13 protein-coding genes and 1 pseudogene are annotated in these 14,600 nt (G+C 57.5%); 8 read left to right on the top strand and 6 right to left on the bottom strand.

Features of this window, described 5'->3' with window-relative positions; genetic code table 11:
• Positions 1-19: 19 nt before the first annotated feature.
• From pepP to gcvH, 7 genes are all read left to right on the top strand, one after another.
• A complete protein-coding gene (gene pepP / locus GHN86_RS13385; protein WP_153380031.1) occupies positions 20-1,354 on the top strand; it encodes a Xaa-Pro aminopeptidase in 1,335 nt (444 codons plus the stop codon).
• Positions 1,351-2,538 carry a 2-octaprenyl-6-methoxyphenyl hydroxylase gene (gene ubiH, locus GHN86_RS13380; RefSeq protein WP_153380029.1) on the top strand — a complete coding sequence of 396 codons (1,188 nt, stop codon included), beginning with the start codon at positions 1,351-1,353 and terminating at the stop codon, positions 2,536-2,538. Before pepP ends, ubiH begins: the two co-directional genes overlap by 4 nt.
• Before the next feature lie 83 nt (positions 2,539-2,621).
• Positions 2,622-3,839 (top strand): 2-octaprenyl-3-methyl-6-methoxy-1,4-benzoquinol hydroxylase, encoded by a 1,218-nt coding sequence (locus tag GHN86_RS13375; RefSeq protein WP_194286243.1) that lies wholly within the window; start codon positions 2,622-2,624, stop codon positions 3,837-3,839.
• Positions 3,840-3,968: 129 nt separating this feature from the next.
• Positions 3,969-4,970, top strand: a complete 1,002-nt coding sequence (locus GHN86_RS13370) for an extracellular solute-binding protein (RefSeq protein WP_153380025.1) — start codon at positions 3,969-3,971, stop codon at positions 4,968-4,970.
• A gap of 139 nt (positions 4,971-5,109) precedes the next feature.
• Positions 5,110-6,726, top strand: a complete 1,617-nt coding sequence (locus GHN86_RS13365; protein WP_323369977.1) for an iron ABC transporter permease — start codon at positions 5,110-5,112, stop codon at positions 6,724-6,726.
• Positions 6,727-6,882: 156 nt separating this feature from the next.
• Positions 6,883-7,965 carry a glycine cleavage system aminomethyltransferase GcvT gene (gene gcvT / locus GHN86_RS13360; protein WP_153386721.1) on the top strand — a complete coding sequence of 361 codons (1,083 nt, stop codon included), beginning with the start codon at positions 6,883-6,885 and terminating at the stop codon, positions 7,963-7,965.
• A gap of 62 nt (positions 7,966-8,027) precedes the next feature.
• Positions 8,028-8,411: a glycine cleavage system protein GcvH gene (gene gcvH, locus GHN86_RS13355; protein ID WP_153380021.1), complete on the top strand. Its 384-nt coding sequence runs from the start codon at positions 8,028-8,030 to the stop codon at positions 8,409-8,411.
• 152 nt (positions 8,412-8,563) lie between these two features.
• Here the strand turns inward: gcvH and GHN86_RS13350 are convergent, their stop codons facing one another.
• The 4 genes from GHN86_RS13350 to GHN86_RS13335 form a co-directional block, all read right to left on the bottom strand.
• The gene (locus tag GHN86_RS13350; protein WP_153380019.1) at positions 8,564-9,706 is read right to left on the bottom strand and encodes a DegT/DnrJ/EryC1/StrS family aminotransferase; all 1,143 of its coding nucleotides are present in this window, start codon (positions 9,704-9,706) and stop codon (positions 8,564-8,566) included.
• A 171-nt stretch (positions 9,707-9,877) separates the two neighbouring features.
• Positions 9,878-10,192, bottom strand: a complete 315-nt coding sequence (locus GHN86_RS13345; protein ID WP_153386719.1) for a DUF2388 domain-containing protein — start codon at positions 10,190-10,192, stop codon at positions 9,878-9,880.
• Between the two features lie 80 nt (positions 10,193-10,272).
• Positions 10,273-12,066 carry a GspE/PulE family protein gene (locus tag GHN86_RS13340; RefSeq protein ID WP_153380015.1) on the bottom strand — a complete coding sequence of 598 codons (1,794 nt, stop codon included), beginning with the start codon at positions 12,064-12,066 and terminating at the stop codon, positions 10,273-10,275.
• 103 nt (positions 12,067-12,169) lie between these two features.
• Positions 12,170-12,505 (bottom strand): hypothetical protein, encoded by a 336-nt coding sequence (locus GHN86_RS13335; protein ID WP_153380013.1) that lies wholly within the window; start codon positions 12,503-12,505, stop codon positions 12,170-12,172.
• Positions 12,506-12,631: 126 nt separating this feature from the next.
• Here GHN86_RS13335 and GHN86_RS13330 point away from each other — a divergent pair, with 126 nt between their 5' ends.
• A complete protein-coding gene (locus GHN86_RS13330) occupies positions 12,632-13,096 on the top strand; it encodes an Lrp/AsnC family transcriptional regulator (RefSeq protein ID WP_153380011.1) in 465 nt (154 codons plus the stop codon).
• Positions 13,097-13,242: 146 nt separating this feature from the next.
• Here GHN86_RS13330 and GHN86_RS13325 read toward each other — a convergent pair whose 3' ends face one another.
• Positions 13,243-14,175: a hypothetical protein gene (locus GHN86_RS13325; RefSeq protein WP_153380009.1), complete on the bottom strand. Its 933-nt coding sequence runs from the start codon at positions 14,173-14,175 to the stop codon at positions 13,243-13,245.
• A 233-nt stretch (positions 14,176-14,408) separates the two neighbouring features.
• Positions 14,409-14,600: pseudogene (locus GHN86_RS13320) on the bottom strand (hypothetical protein); the annotation flags it as partial.

The raw sequence follows: 14,600 nt of genomic DNA, 5'->3' as shown, positions 1-14,600 counted from the left end.
AGAGGGAACCCGTCTGCCCATGATCCATATCCCGAAATCGGAATACACACGTCGCCGCAAGGCACTGATGGAGCAGATGGGGCCTAACAGCATCGCGATATTGCCTGCTGCGCCAGTGGCCATTCGCAACCGTGATGTCGAATACCTTTACCGTCAGGACAGCAATTTCCAGTACCTGAGCGGCTTTCCTGAGCCTGAGGCCGTGATCGTCTTGATCCCCGGTCGAGCCCACGGGCAATACGTGCTGTTTTGCCGCGAGCGCAACCCCGAGCGAGAGCTGTGGGACGGCCTGCGCGCAGGTCAAGAAGGCGCTGTACGCGACTTTGGCGCAGATGACGCGTTCCCCATCACTGACATTGACGACATCCTGCCGGGCTTGATCGAAGGGCGTGACCGGGTGTATTCGGCGATGGGCAGCAACCCGACCTTCGACCGCCATCTGATGGACTGGATCAACAGCATTCGCTCCAAGGCCGATCTGGGCGCCCAGCCACCGGAGGAATTCGTTGCGCTGGATCATCTGCTGCATGACATGCGTCTGTATAAATCAGCATCTGAAATCAAAGTCATGCGCCACGCGGCGCAGATCTCGGCTCGCGCTCACATCCGTGCCATGCAGGCCAGTCTGGCTGGTTTGCATGAGTACAGCCTTGAAGCAGAGCTGGATTACGAATTCCGCAAAAGCGGGGCAAAAATGCCCGCCTATGGCTCAATCGTGGCTGCGGGCGATAACAGCTGCATTCTTCACTATCAGGAGAACGACGCCCTGCTCAAGGACGGCGATCTGGTGTTGATAGATGCGGGTTGTGAGATTGACTGCTATGCCAGCGATATCAGCCGTACGTTCCCGGTAAGCGGCCAGTTCTCGGTGGAGCAGAAAGCCATCTATGAACTGGTGCTGGCGTCGCAAGAAGCCGCGTTTGCCGAGATTGCACCCAACAAGCATTGGAACCAGGCGCACGAAGCCACGGTTCAGGTCATCACGGCGGGGTTGGTTGAACTCGGTTTGTTACAGGGCGATGTTAATGAATTGATCGCCAGCGAAGCCTATAAATCCTTTTATATGCACCGCGCCGGGCACTGGCTGGGGCTTGATGTACACGATGTCGGTGAATACAAGGTCGGCGGTGAATGGCGTGTGCTGGAGCCCGGCATGACCTTGACGGTAGAACCGGGTATCTACATCAGCCCCTCCAATATGCAGGTTGCCAAGAAGTGGCGCGGCATTGGTGTACGCATTGAGGATGACGTCGTGGTCACTAAAAATGGCTGTGAAATTCTGACTGGCGATGTGCCCAAAACCGTCGCTGAAATCGAAGCTTTGATGGCCTCTGCGCGGATGAGCGCAGCATGAGTCGTGTCAGTCTGGCAATCATTGGCGGCGGTCTGGTCGGCGCCAGCCTGGCCTTGGCGTTGCAGTCCGGGGCGAAGGCACGCGGGTGGAAAATCGTCCTGATCGAACCCTTTGCGCCCGGCAACAGTTACCAGCCCAGTTATGACGCCCGCTCTTCGGCACTCAGCTATGGTGCCCGCCTTATCTATGAGCGTATGGGCGTGTGGTCGGCGATTGCCGAGCGTGCCGAGCCGATCATGGATATTCACGTTTCTGATCGCGGTCGCTTCTCCACCGCCCGCTTATCCGCTCGTGAAGAGGGTGTTCCGGCCTTGGGCTACGTGGTCGAAAACGCCTGGCTGGGTCAATGTTTGTGGAAAGGGCTGGACCCTGAGGTGATCAGCTGGCGATGTCCGGCAGAAGTTACCCACATGCAGCCGATGGACTCGGGCTACCGTTTGACCCTCAACGACGAAACCTCGCTCGACTGCGACCTTGCGGTACTGGCTGATGGCGGGCGTTCGGGATTGCGCGAACAGTTGGGTATCCATGTGCGCAAGCGCCCTTACGACCAAAGCGCGCTGATTGCCAACATCACCCCCAGCCAACCCCATGATGGTATGGCGTTTGAACGCTTCACCGACGAAGGGCCGATGGCCTTGCTGCCCTTGCCCGACAATCGTTGTGCATTGGTGTGGACGCGTCTGGGAATGGACGCCAAACGCCTGGCAGAGATGGACGAGCGAAGCTTTTTGCGCGAGTTGCAGGACGTGTTCGGCTATCGTCTGGGCACGCTCAAACAAGTGGGTGCGCGGCATTTATACCCGCTGACACTGGTCGAGGCGCAAGAGCAAGTACGGCCGCATCTGGCGGTGTTGGGTAATGCGGCTCACAGCCTGCACCCGATTGCGGGGCAGGGCTTCAACCTGTCGCTGCGCGATGCTCAGGCGTTGGCGGATGTGCTGTTGGCGAGCGACAAAACCCCCGGCGATTTGGCGACGCTATTGAGTTATCAACAGCGTCAGACGCCGGACCAGCAACTGACCATAGGTTTCTCGGACCAGGTGACGCGTTTGTTTGGAAGCGATCAAACGCTGATATCGCTGGGCCGCAACCTTGGCTTGCTGGGCCTCGACCTGATGCCCCCTGCCAAACGCTGGTTTGCCCGTCAGGCCATGGGCTTGGGCACCCGCGCAGACAGTTGATGACGCTCGGCACTCAGTGCCGGGTCGAACTCTTTTTTCAGATGCGGTCATGGCCGCTCACGAGACAGGCTTAAAGCATGGAAATGCGCGCAGATTTGCTGATTGTTGGGGCCGGAATGGTCGGAAGCGCCCTGGCGCTGGCGCTCCAAAACAGCGGACTTAACATCCTGTTGCTGGATGGCAGCCCGCTGAGCGTTAAACCCTTCACGGCCCAAGACCCTTTCGAGCCTCGCGTGAGCGCACTATCGGCGGCCAGCCAACGCATTCTTGAGCGTCTGGGTGCGTGGGACGGCATCACTGGGCGGCGTGTTAGCCCGTACTCGCACATGCATGTGTGGGATGGCAGCGGCACCGGGCAGATTCACTTTTCGGCAGCCAGTGTGCATGCCGAGGTGCTGGGGCATATTGTCGAAAACCGAGTGGTACAGGACGCGTTGCTGGAGTCTTTGCAGGAGACTGACATTGAAATGCTGGCCAATGCGCGCCTTGAGCAAATGCGCCGCTCGGGTGACGACTGGCTGCTGACCTTGGCCGATGGCCGCACCTTGCGTGCGCCACTGGTCATTGCTGCCGACGGGGCCAACTCTGCTGTGCGCCGCCTGACCGGCTGCGAGACTCGCGAGTGGGATTACCAGCATCACGCCATCGTGACCAGTGTGCGCTGCGCGCAAACGCATCAGCGAACTGCCTGGCAGCGGTTTACTGACCACGGGCCATTGGCATTTCTGCCTTTGGAACGCGAAGGCGAGCAAGATTGGTGTTCGATTGTCTGGTCGACCACGCCTGAACAGGCTGAGCAATTAATGGCGCTGGATGACGAGGCGTTTTGCCGCGAGCTGGAATTCGCTTTTGAGGGGCGACTGGGCAGCGTGCTCAGTGCTGATCCAAGGGTGTGCGTTCCGTTGCGTCAGCGTCATGCCAAACGTTACGTAGCTGAAGGCCTCGCCCTGATCGGCGATGCGGCGCACACCATTCATCCCCTGGCCGGACAAGGCGTGAATCTTGGGTTTCTGGATGCCGCCGTGCTGGCCGACGTGCTGCTACACGCAGCTGACCGTGGCGAACGTCTGGCGGATGTACGAGTACTGAGCCGTTATGAGCGTCGACGTATGCCGCATAATTTGGCGCTGATGGCCGCGATGGAGGGTTTTGAGCGACTGTTCCAGTCCGATTCGCTCACGGCGCGGCTGGTACGCAATACCGGTTTGAAGTGGGTCGATAAAATGCCTGAAGCGAAAGCCTTGTTCGTACGCCAAGCGCTGGGCTTGAGCGGCGATTTACCGCCGTTGGCCAAGGCGTGATAGTGGCGCTTAAGCCGCTTCTTCTTTTTCTGTAACATTCAGTAACGGCTCGGGGGCGAGTTCGGTTGAGATGGCAAATGTGATTCACTACCATTTACACCCGATTCGCATCACGAGAGACCGCCTCCCATGCTGGTACCCAAGCGTCTACTGACTGCCCTGGCCCTTACCGTTTTTGCGAGCAGTGTGTCTGCTGCCGATGAAGTGGTGGTGTATTCCTCGCGTATCGATGAGCTGATCAAGCCGGTATTTGATGCTTACACCGCCAAGACCGGGGTCAAGGTCAAGTTCATCACCGATAAGGAAGCGCCGCTTATGCAGCGCATCAAGGCCGAAGGCGAAAACGCCACCGCCGATCTGTTGCTCACCGTAGACGCCGGTAACCTTTGGCAAGCCGAACAAATGGGCATTTTGCAGCCGCTCAAGTCCGACGTGATTGATCAAAACATCCCGCCTCAATACCGCTCTTCGACCCATCAGTGGACAGGCCTGAGCCTGCGTGCGCGGACCATTGCCTATGCCACCGACCGGGTAAAACCCGAAGAACTGTCGACTTACGAAGCACTTGCCGACGAAAAGTGGGAAGGGCGCCTGTGCCTTCGTACGGCTAAAAAGGTCTACAACCAGTCGCTCACCGCCACGATGATCGAAGTTAATGGCCCGGATAAAACCGAGCAAATTCTCAAGGGCTGGGTCAATAACCTGTCCACTGACGTGTTCTCCGATGACATTGCGGTGCTTGAAGCCATCAACGCCGGGCAATGCGACGTCGGCATCGTCAATACCTATTACTACGGCCGCCTGCACAAGCAAAAGCCCGATCTGGGAGTGAAACTGTTCTGGCCTAATCAGGCGGACCGTGGGGTGCACGTCAACTTGTCGGGAATCGGTTTGACCAAATACGCACCGCATCCTGAAGCCGCCAAGGCGCTGGTGGAATGGATGACCACGCCTGAAGCTCAGGCGATTTTTGCCGGTACCAATCAGGAATTTCCAGCTAACCCCGCGGTTGCGCCTTCGGCCGAAGTGGCCAGCTGGGGCACTTTCAAGGCCGATGCACTGCCGGTTGAAGTGGCTGGCAAGCGGCAAGCTGAAGCGATACGCATGATGGATCGTGCGGGCTGGAATTAATCAAAAGCCCCTCACTCTAGCCCTCTCCCGGAGGGAGAGGGGACTAAAGCAGATCTTCGATACACCTCAAATCAGTTCCCTCTCCCTTTGGGAGAGGGCTAGGGTGAGGGCTGCATTCACCACTTTTCGAGAGTTTTTTGTGGCCCATCCTGCCCAACGTCGCTGGTATCCGCTGGTTTTTACCATTGCTGCTCTAGTGCTGTTACCGCTAAGCGTCCTGTTGCTCTCCTGGCAAAGTATCGACACGCAGATCTGGAGCCACCTCTGGGACACGCAAATGCCGCGTTTGCTGGGCAATACCCTGACGTTGATCGTCGGGGTCGGTATTGGCGTGACGCTGCTGGGTGTCAGCCTCGCGTGGTTGACCAGCTTGTGCGAATTCCCCGGCAGGCGTTGGCTGGACTGGGCGCTGATGCTGCCCTTCGCGATCCCGGCCTATGTGCTGGCGTTTGTTTTTGTCGGCCTGCTGGATTTTGCCGGGCCCGTGCAGACCCTGCTGCGTGAATGGTTTGGCATGGGCCTGCGCCTGCCGAGGGTGCGGTCCACCGGCGGCGTGATCATCGTGCTGATTCTGGTGTTCTATCCCTACGTTTACCTGCTGGCGCGTACGGCATTTCTCGCCCAGGGCAAAGGTTTGATGGAAGCCGCTCGCGTGCTGGGCCAAAGCCCGTGGCAAGCGTTCTGGAGAGTCGCCTTGCCGATGGCCCGCCCGGCGATTGGGGCGGGTGTGGCTCTGGCCTTGATGGAAACCCTTGCTGATTTCGGCGCGGTGTCGGTGTTTAATTTCGACACCTTTACCACCGCCATCTACAAAACCTGGTACGGATTCTTCAGCCTGTCGACGGCTGCGCAATTGGCCAGTTTGTTGTTGCTGGTGGTCATGGTGGTGCTGTACGGCGAACGCCGCGCACGGGGTGCCAGCCGGGCCAGCAACGAGCGTCCACGGGTCAAGGCGTTGTATCACTTGCGTGGTCCCAAAGCATGGTTGGCCAGCGGTTGGTGCTTGCTGGTCTTTGCCTGTGCATTTGTGATTCCCATGCTGCAACTGGTGGTGTGGTTCTGGCAGCGCGGACGCTTTGACCTGGATGAGCGTTACACCGGGCTGATCGTGCATACCTTGTATTTAGGTGCCATGGCCGCGTTGATCACGGTCAGCGTTGCATTGGTGCTGGCGTTTGCCCGCCGTCAGGCTCCCACTCCTGCGATCCGCGCCGGGGTCAGTCTGGCGAATCTGGGCTATGCCCTGCCGGGTTCAGTGCTGGCGGTCTCCATCATGCTGGCTTTCAGCTATCTGGATCGTGAGCTGGTGATTCCACTGTCGGGCTGGTTGGGTGGGGCGGGCAAGCCGCTCTTGCTCGGCAGCCTGTCAGCCTTGCTGCTGGCGTATCTGGTGCGCTTTATCGCGGTGGCCTATGGCCCGCTTGAAAGCAGTCTGGCGCGCATTCGTCCTTCATTGCCTGAGGCTGCCCGGAGTTTGGGCGTCAGCGGTCCACGACTTTTTTTCAAAGTGTATCTGCCGTTATTACTGCCTGGCACCTTGAGCGCCGCGTTGTTGGTGTTTGTCGATGTGCTCAAAGAGATGCCTGCAACCCTGCTGATGCGTCCATTTGGTTGGGATACGCTGGCGGTGCGCATTTTTGAGATGACCAGTGAAGGTGAATGGGCGCGGGCTTCTTTGCCTGCGCTGACGTTGGTGCTGGTCGGTCTGCTCCCGGTCATCGGATTAATTCGTCGCTCCGCCCATCGCAACGGTTAGGTGCCAGTGCTGGCCCATGCGGCTACAATGCGCCGCATTCGGTGCGGTTTGTCTGTCAGGCCGGGTTCTCTGTTAAACGCATCAAGGTCCCTGTCTGAGATCTGAATTGTTTAACACGCCTGTCCGCACCTTCGCCACGCCCGGAAGGAGAAACCCATGGGACAGCGTACGCCTCTGTATGACCTGCATCTCGCCCTAGGCGCGAAAATGGTCGATTTTGGCGGTTGGGATATGCCCCTGCATTACGGCTCGCAAGTTGAGGAACACCACGAGGTGCGCCGCGACTGTGGGGTTTTTGATGTCTCGCATATGACCGTGATTGACGTCATCGGGGATCAGGCCAAGGAATGGCTACAGCATTTGTTGGCCAACGATGTCGACCGTTTGAACACGCCCGGCCGCGCACTCTATAGCGCCATGCTCAACGAGCAGGGCGGCGTGGTAGACGACATGATTGTCTACCTGATGCCTGCGGGTTATCGGCTAGTGGTCAATGCCGCCACCCGCGAACAGGATCTGGCCTGGATGTCGGCTCAGGCTCAAGGTTATGCCGTGCAACTGCTGGAGCGGCCCGAGCTGGCGTTGCTGGCCATACAAGGCCCGCAAGCCCGACACAAAGTCGCCGAGCTGGTGAGTCAGGCCCGTGGCCAACTTATCCAGCAACTCAAGCCCTTCGAAGGGCAAAGCTGCGGCGACTGGTTTATCGCCCGCACCGGCTATACCGGTGAAGATGGCCTGGAAATTCTGCTCCCGGCTGACCAGGCTCCGGCGTTCTTCAACGATCTGGTGGGCGCCGGTATCTCCCCCATTGGCCTGGGCGCTCGCGATACGTTGCGTCTTGAGGCTGGCATGAACTTCTATGGACAGGATATTCACCTGTCTGTCTCGCCACTTTCCGCCAATATGGCGTGGACCATCGCGTGGGAACCGCAATCGCGCCAGTTTATTGGGCGCGCAGCGCTGGAGGCTGAAAAAGCGGGCGGCGTGCCCCTCAAACTGGTGGGTTTGGTGCTTGAAGAGCGTGGTGTGTTGCGTGCGCATCAGGTCGTTCGGATCGCGGGGATTGGCGAAGGGGAGATCACCAGTGGTAGTTTCTCTCCTACGCTAAGCAAATCGATTGCGTTGGCGCGAGTTCCGACCGCTACGGCTGACCGTGCCGAGGTCGAAATTCGGGGTAAGTGGTATCCGGTTCGCGTGGTTAAACCGACTTTTGTTCGTCTTGGCAAAGCCTTGATCTAACCTTTTCTGGCAGGCTTGCACCCTGTGCAAGCCGCTGACAATCCCTTTTGAGGACACTGAATATGAGCAATATCCCTGCCGACCTGCGCTTTGCCGAAAGTCACGAGTGGGCCCGCCTGGAAGCTGACGGCACGGTGACCGTGGGCATTAGCGATCACGCTCAGGAAGCCTTGGGGGATGTGGTGTTTGTTGAGCTGGCTGAAGTCGGCAAAGTATTTGCCGCTGGCGATACGGCAGGCGTCGTGGAGTCGGTAAAAGCTGCCTCGGACATCTACGCGCCAGTGTCGGGCGAAGTGATTGCGGTCAACGACGCCCTGGCTGACAGCCCGGAAGGCCTGAACGAAGACCCGTACACTCACTGGATTTTCAAACTCAAGCCAAGCGACACCGCTGAACTGGAAAAACTGCTGGACGCTGCCGGTTATAAAGCCGCTATCGGCGAGTAAACCACTGCTGTAGCAGCTGCCGCAGGCGGCGTTCGGTCGCGCAGCAATCGTAAATTCTGTGTTCACGGCTTTGTTGATAGACCGTGATCTCAGGTTTTACGACGACGGTGTCGCCGGACGCAGCCTTCGGCAGCTGCTACGGGAGATGTAGTTTAGGCGTCTTTCAATACCGCTTTCACCGCCGCCACCGAACGCTCTACGTCGGCTTTGGTCATGGCCGTAAACATTGGCAGCGATACGATCAAGCGGCCGACCCGTTCGGAAATCGGCAGCATGCCTTCGCCAAAACCTTGCGCGCGATACAAGCTCAACAAGTGAATCGGCGGGTAGTGATAACCCACGCCCACGCCGAGCGCCTGCATCTCTTTCATGAAGGTGGCACGGGCCGGTTCGCCGTCTTTGCGCTCGGGTAACACGAGCTGGAACAAATGCCAGTTGGTGTTATTGAAGTCAGCCACGGGCAGTTGCGCGCCGTACTCAGCCTCAAACTCCGGGCCGAAACAGTCGAAGTAGTGTTTGGCCAACGCCCGACGATGCGCCGTAATGGCTTCAATGTGGGCAAACTGGCCCAGACCAATGGCGGCCGCAATGTCCGTCATATTGAATTTGCCCCCCAGCACATCGACGTCCAGGCCATCAAAGCCACTGCGGGTAACGCCTTGCAGGCGGTACTTCTCGGCCAGACGCGCTTCCTCGTCATTATTCAGAACCAAACAACCGCCTTCAGATGAAGTGATGTTTTTGTTGGCCTGAAAACTGAACGACACAAAGTCACCGCGTGCGCCTATGCGCTGGCCGTTCCAGCTGGAGCCCAAGGCTTGAGCAGCATCTTCGACCACCCGCAGATTGTGTTTTTTGGCCAGTGCGTAGAGTGCGTCCATGTCCACCGGCAAGCCCGACAGATAGACCGGGATGATGGCCTTGGTACGTGGCGTGATGGCCGCCTCGACTTTTGTCAGGTCAATATTGCGAGTCACCGGGTCTATATCGGCAAATACAGGGGTGGCGCCGACTTCGAGAATCACATTGGCTGTGGCCACCCATGAAATAGAGGTGGTGATGACTTCGTCCCCAGCACCGATGCCCGCGATGCGCAGCGCAATTTCCATCGTGCAGGTGCCGGAGTTGAAAGTGCGCACCGGGCGACCACCAAAATACTCGGAGAGTTTGGCTTCGAATGCCTGAACCTTTGGCCCGCTGGTGATCCAGCCTGAGCGCAATACGTCGCCCACGGCAGCAATGGTGGCTTCATCAATAGTGGGTTTGGAAAACGGCAGGAAAGGCAGTGAGCTCATAGCGGCAAGACGTCCGATGTGAATAGGTATGGGAACACAGGTTCAGATCATACCCAGAGCGTGACTCACATCGGGTGAAAATTCTGTATGGGGGCTGAATGGCTGGTCAGCCTCCCGTAATAACCGCGTCGTGGCGTGGGCGAGATTGGGTCATTACGGGAGCCGGGAGGGTTACTCCGCTGTAGCGTTTTTAGCCAGAATGGCGTTGGCTAAGTCCATGTCGCTCACATTCAACTGCGGGTTATCAGCGCGCACTTGTTGCATGGCTGATTCGAGGTACGGGCCACGAATCGAGCCATTGCTGGCGACAAAGCTGCCCGCATCATCCTGGGCGGCAATGACTTTACGGTCTTTTTTGAAGGTCAGGTACGTGGACCCTGTTGTGGCACCCGAAGACAACACATTACGCCAGAATGTGTCGGCCATGGCTGAGCCAACAGGAAGGGACAACAGGGCGATAGCGGCGACAGCATATTTGAGGCGCATAACGGTGACTCCGAATAAGTTATATGAAGTGTTTGATACTCCATAGGTCAGTCTAGTTCCGCTGTCTACCCGCCATCGTCCTAAATATTACTGGGCCGTTGTGAGCCTGATTCGGGTGTCACACGTAACGCTTCTTCCATTGACGTCTGGCCCGCGACCACCTTGCTGGCCGCCGCCCATCTCAACGGTTGCATGCCTTCAGCGCAGGCTTCGCGACGAAGGGCGTTTACATCGGTTTGCGGGCCAATCAGGGCGCGTAGGCGGTCACTCATCACCATGATCTCGTAAACCCCCGCTCGCCCGCTGTAACCGCTGCCCCGGCATTCCTGACAGCCTTGTGCACGACAGGTGTGCGCGGGGGCCGAGGTGGGCCAGTCGGCGGCGAAGCTCTGCCAGTCGGTTTGCGTCAAGGGCTCTTGGGCCTTGCAATCCGGGCACAGGGTTTTAACCAGCCGTTGGGCCATGACACCGAGCAGCGTCGCTTTTATGAGATAGGGCGCAATACCGAGCTCTTGCAAGCGGTTGATCGCACTCGGCGCATCGTTGGTGTGCAGGGTGGATAGCACCAAATGGCCGGTCAGCGCGGCTTGAATCGCCATTTCGGCCGTTTCCAGATCCCGTATTTCACCGAGCATGATGATGTCCGGGTCCTGACGCAGTAAGGCGCGCAGACCATTGGCGAATGTCAGGTCGATAGTGGATTGCACCTGCATTTGATTAAAGGCCGGTTCAATCATCTCGATCGGGTCTTCCAGGGTGCACAAGTTGACCTGCGGCGTGGCCAGTTGCTTGAGGGTTGCATAGAGGGTGCTGGTTTTGCCTGAGCCGGTAGGGCCGGTAATCAAAATAATACCGCTGGTTTGACGGGTCATGTGTTCCCAGCGCCGCAGGTCATCAGCGCCAAAACCCAGCTGGTCGAAGGTTTTGAGCAGCACTTTAGGGTCGAAAATACGCATGACCAGTTTTTCGCCAAAGGCAGTGGGCAATGTGGAAAGTCGCAATTCAACTTCCGTTCCGGCCGGGGTTCTGGTTTTCAAGCGGCCGTCTTGCGGTCTGCGTTTTTCGGCAACGTTCATGCGCCCCAGGGTTTTCAGGCGGCTCACAATTGCCATCGTGACCTGTGGCGAGAACGGGTAAACGTCATGCAGCGCGCCGTCGATACGAAAGCGCATGCACCCTTGCTCTCGACGCGGCTCGATATGAATGTCGCTGGCGCGTTGTTCAAAAGCGTACTGAAAAAGCCAATTCACGATGTTCACAATGTGTGCATCGTTCGCATCAGCCTCTTGCTGGCTGGCACTGAGGGTGAGCAGTTGTTCACGGTGGGATTGGCTGCTGTTTTTTTGATCATTCAACGCTGCACCCGTCACCGACTTTGCCAAGGCGTAAAACTCCACGGTTAGGCGCTGAATCTCCAGTGGGTTGGCCATGACTCGCCTGACAGGTCGTTTGAGCACCTGTTTGAGGTCTGCCTCCCAACTGCGCACCCACGGCTGTGTGCACGCAATGGTGACGCTGTGCTCATCGGTCGCCACCACAAGGATCTGATGCCGTTGAGCAAAGGCAAACGACATCAGCCCGGTGACGGTTTTCACATCAATTTTGAGCGGGTCGATGCGCAAATAAGGCAAGTGGCACTGATGGGAAAGCCAGGCGGTGAGGGTTTCAATATCGAGGGTTTTGCCGGGGCGACTGGGGTCACTGAGCTGCTGGCCGGCCAGAAATACCAGAGGGTGTGCGCTCTTCTGGAGGGCTGCGCGGCTACGGATCAGGGCCAGTTCGGCACATTCGTGATGAACGCGACCCTGAGTGAGCAACAGAGGGAGAATGTAGGTGAGGTCCAGCCACTGATCATGAGGTGGGGCGGTGTGCATAAACGCTCCTGCAAGCACGTGCCCGGACAGGTCCTTGTCCGGGCGGAGCTGCAAAGCCTAGATGCAGCGTGATAACACCTCGCTGGCGATTCGTTGCCAGGTATTACCCCAAAAGTTGTCGCACCGGTGCCTTGGCGGCGGGGACCTGTTGCAGTTCCAGGCTGAATACACTGACCAGATTGCGCAGTTTTTCACCTATCACCTGGGCGCGATGCCAGCTTTGTTCATCGCTCAGAATTTCAATGCTCAATGTGTCCTGATCGCGCACCACATCGACTTGCTGAGGCACCAGTTGCTGTAAGGCAAACAGGTTGAGCACCCGGCACAGCACATCGGCTTCAGCTTGCGCGTGAATATGGAAGAACACTGCGCAGGGAGCGGCGTTGATAGACCAAACGTCGGGGCGCAGTGTGGGGTGGACAGCTTCCAGAGGCGGCATGCGATAACTCCTGATTGGGTCGGGAAATATTTACACGTCGCGTGGGAAATTTTTTATCTAAAATGCGGTTTTTCAACGAAATTAAGACTTGCTCAAGTCGCACATAGATAAATTAAAGGTGTTTTTATGCAAGGCGATCTGGATGCTTATGACCGGCATATTTTAGCGTTGCTGCAAGAGGACGCTTCATTGTCCAGTGCGCAAATTGCCGAAAAGGTGGGGTTGTCGCAGTCTCCCTGTTGGCGGCGCATTCAGCGCATGAAAGACGAAGGCATCATTCGCGGGCAGGTAACCTTGCTCGACCGCAAGAAAATCGGCCTCAACACGCAGATCTTCGCCGAGGTAAAACTCAATGCCCACGGCCGCTCCAACTTCACTGAATTCACCGACGCCATCCGCGGCTTTCCTGAAGTGCTGGAGTGTTATGTGTTGATGGGTGCGGTGGATTTTCTACTGCGTATCGTCACGGCGGACATTGAAGCGTATGAGCGGTTTTTCTTCGAGAAGCTTTCTATGGTTCCCGGCATTCAAGAGGTGAATTCGATCGTGGCGCTGTCCGAAATTAAATCCACCACCTGCCTGCCTGTTTAGCCGGCAAAAAAAAACGGCCTTCAAGAGAAGGCCGTTCTGGGTTGATTACGGTTTGATCAATGAACAAACAACGCAATCAGGATGATGATCGGAATTGGAATACCGAGAAACAGCAGCAGAAGTGAGCGCATTTTTATTCTCCAGAATTAACGAACGGTAGTCGTGGTGTGATCAACGTACGTCACTGCATCGCGGCGACGACCGCCGAAGGTGGCGCACAGGCTGGCGAAGAACGCGCCAATCAACAGGGTGATAAACATCCACAAGGTGGTCCAGGCGGCAACTTTAGCTGCGGTGTCGGCGGCTTCCTTGGCTTTGACTTTAGCGTCTTCGATGGCCTGATGAGCTTTGGTGTAGACCTGATCAACCCGTTGCTCAGCTTCTGGCTGGCTCAAGTTGGTACGTTGAGCGACGATCTGCGCCAGGTAGGTACGGTCTTCGTTGCTCAGTTGGCCATCGTTACCCAGGCTGCGCACAAAGATGCGGGTCACGATGCCGTGGGCAGCGTCTTCACTGACTGCGGTGCCGCGATCATCGCGAAACAGCGTGTCGATGAAGTAATCAGTGCCATTGCCCGCACCTTTATTCGCTTGGTTACCTGCGGCGCTACCGGCGGCACTGCTCATGGCCGTAGCGGCACCCGAGGCAACACTGGCCCCGGCTTGCACACCGCTACCAATTACGCTGCTGACCGAACCTGCAACCAATGTGGCCGTCACCAGCGTGGCGACTGCCCATGACAGGAAGCCGTGCGCGGTGTCGCGAAAGTACACTTCATCGCCGTGCAGGCTGGCCCATCGTACCCGCAGACGGCCGGCCAGATAGCCACCCATGCCGGAAGCGATAATTTGCGTAACAGCGAGCCAGATAATGGCAGTAATACCGAGACCCTTGGCCCCTACGCCTTCATTCGCCCACGGCGATACGGCGGAAAAGCCCAATCCTGCGCCCAGCATCAGGAGCAGCAAAGAGAGTGCGGCAGCAGCAGCGGCACCGGCAAAGATGGCAGCCCAGGAAACACCGGAGTGTCCTGAGGTGTCTTGCAGGGCAGCGGGATAGTTTTCTGTTGTCCCGATCATTGTTGTTGTGCTCCTGAAGTGACTGGATGTGTCGTTCACTCAGGAGATTGCAGGGGTTGTGCCAATCTGCGGTTTTAGCTTTTATCTATATTTATCAAGGAGTTATAAAACCAACCGTTTTCCGGGGTCATGCAGCTTGCATGATGGCGGCTAAACAGGCGGGCGTAATGCATTGAAACAATTTTAAGAGCACCAACAAAAACGGGAGCCTTGTGGGCTCCCGTTGTTGGGTATCAATGGTGACGGTGTTTGTTCTTTTTACGATGACCGTACGCATGACCGCGGCCACGGTTGTCGTCGCGGTAATAGCGGCGGTTATCGCGATTGTTGTAACGGCGATCGTCAGCGTCGCTTTTATTACCCATGTAGTTGCCCAGCGCGCCGCCGGCACCGCCGCCCGCGGCTGCACCGACCAGTGCGCCGGT

It is taken from the genome of Pseudomonas helleri, from assembly GCF_009600315.1.
GTDB classification, from domain to species: domain Bacteria; phylum Pseudomonadota; class Gammaproteobacteria; order Pseudomonadales; family Pseudomonadaceae; genus Aquipseudomonas; species Aquipseudomonas helleri_A.
The sequence above is the reverse complement of the archived record's forward strand: the minus strand, read 5'-3'. Positions and strand labels throughout refer to the sequence as shown.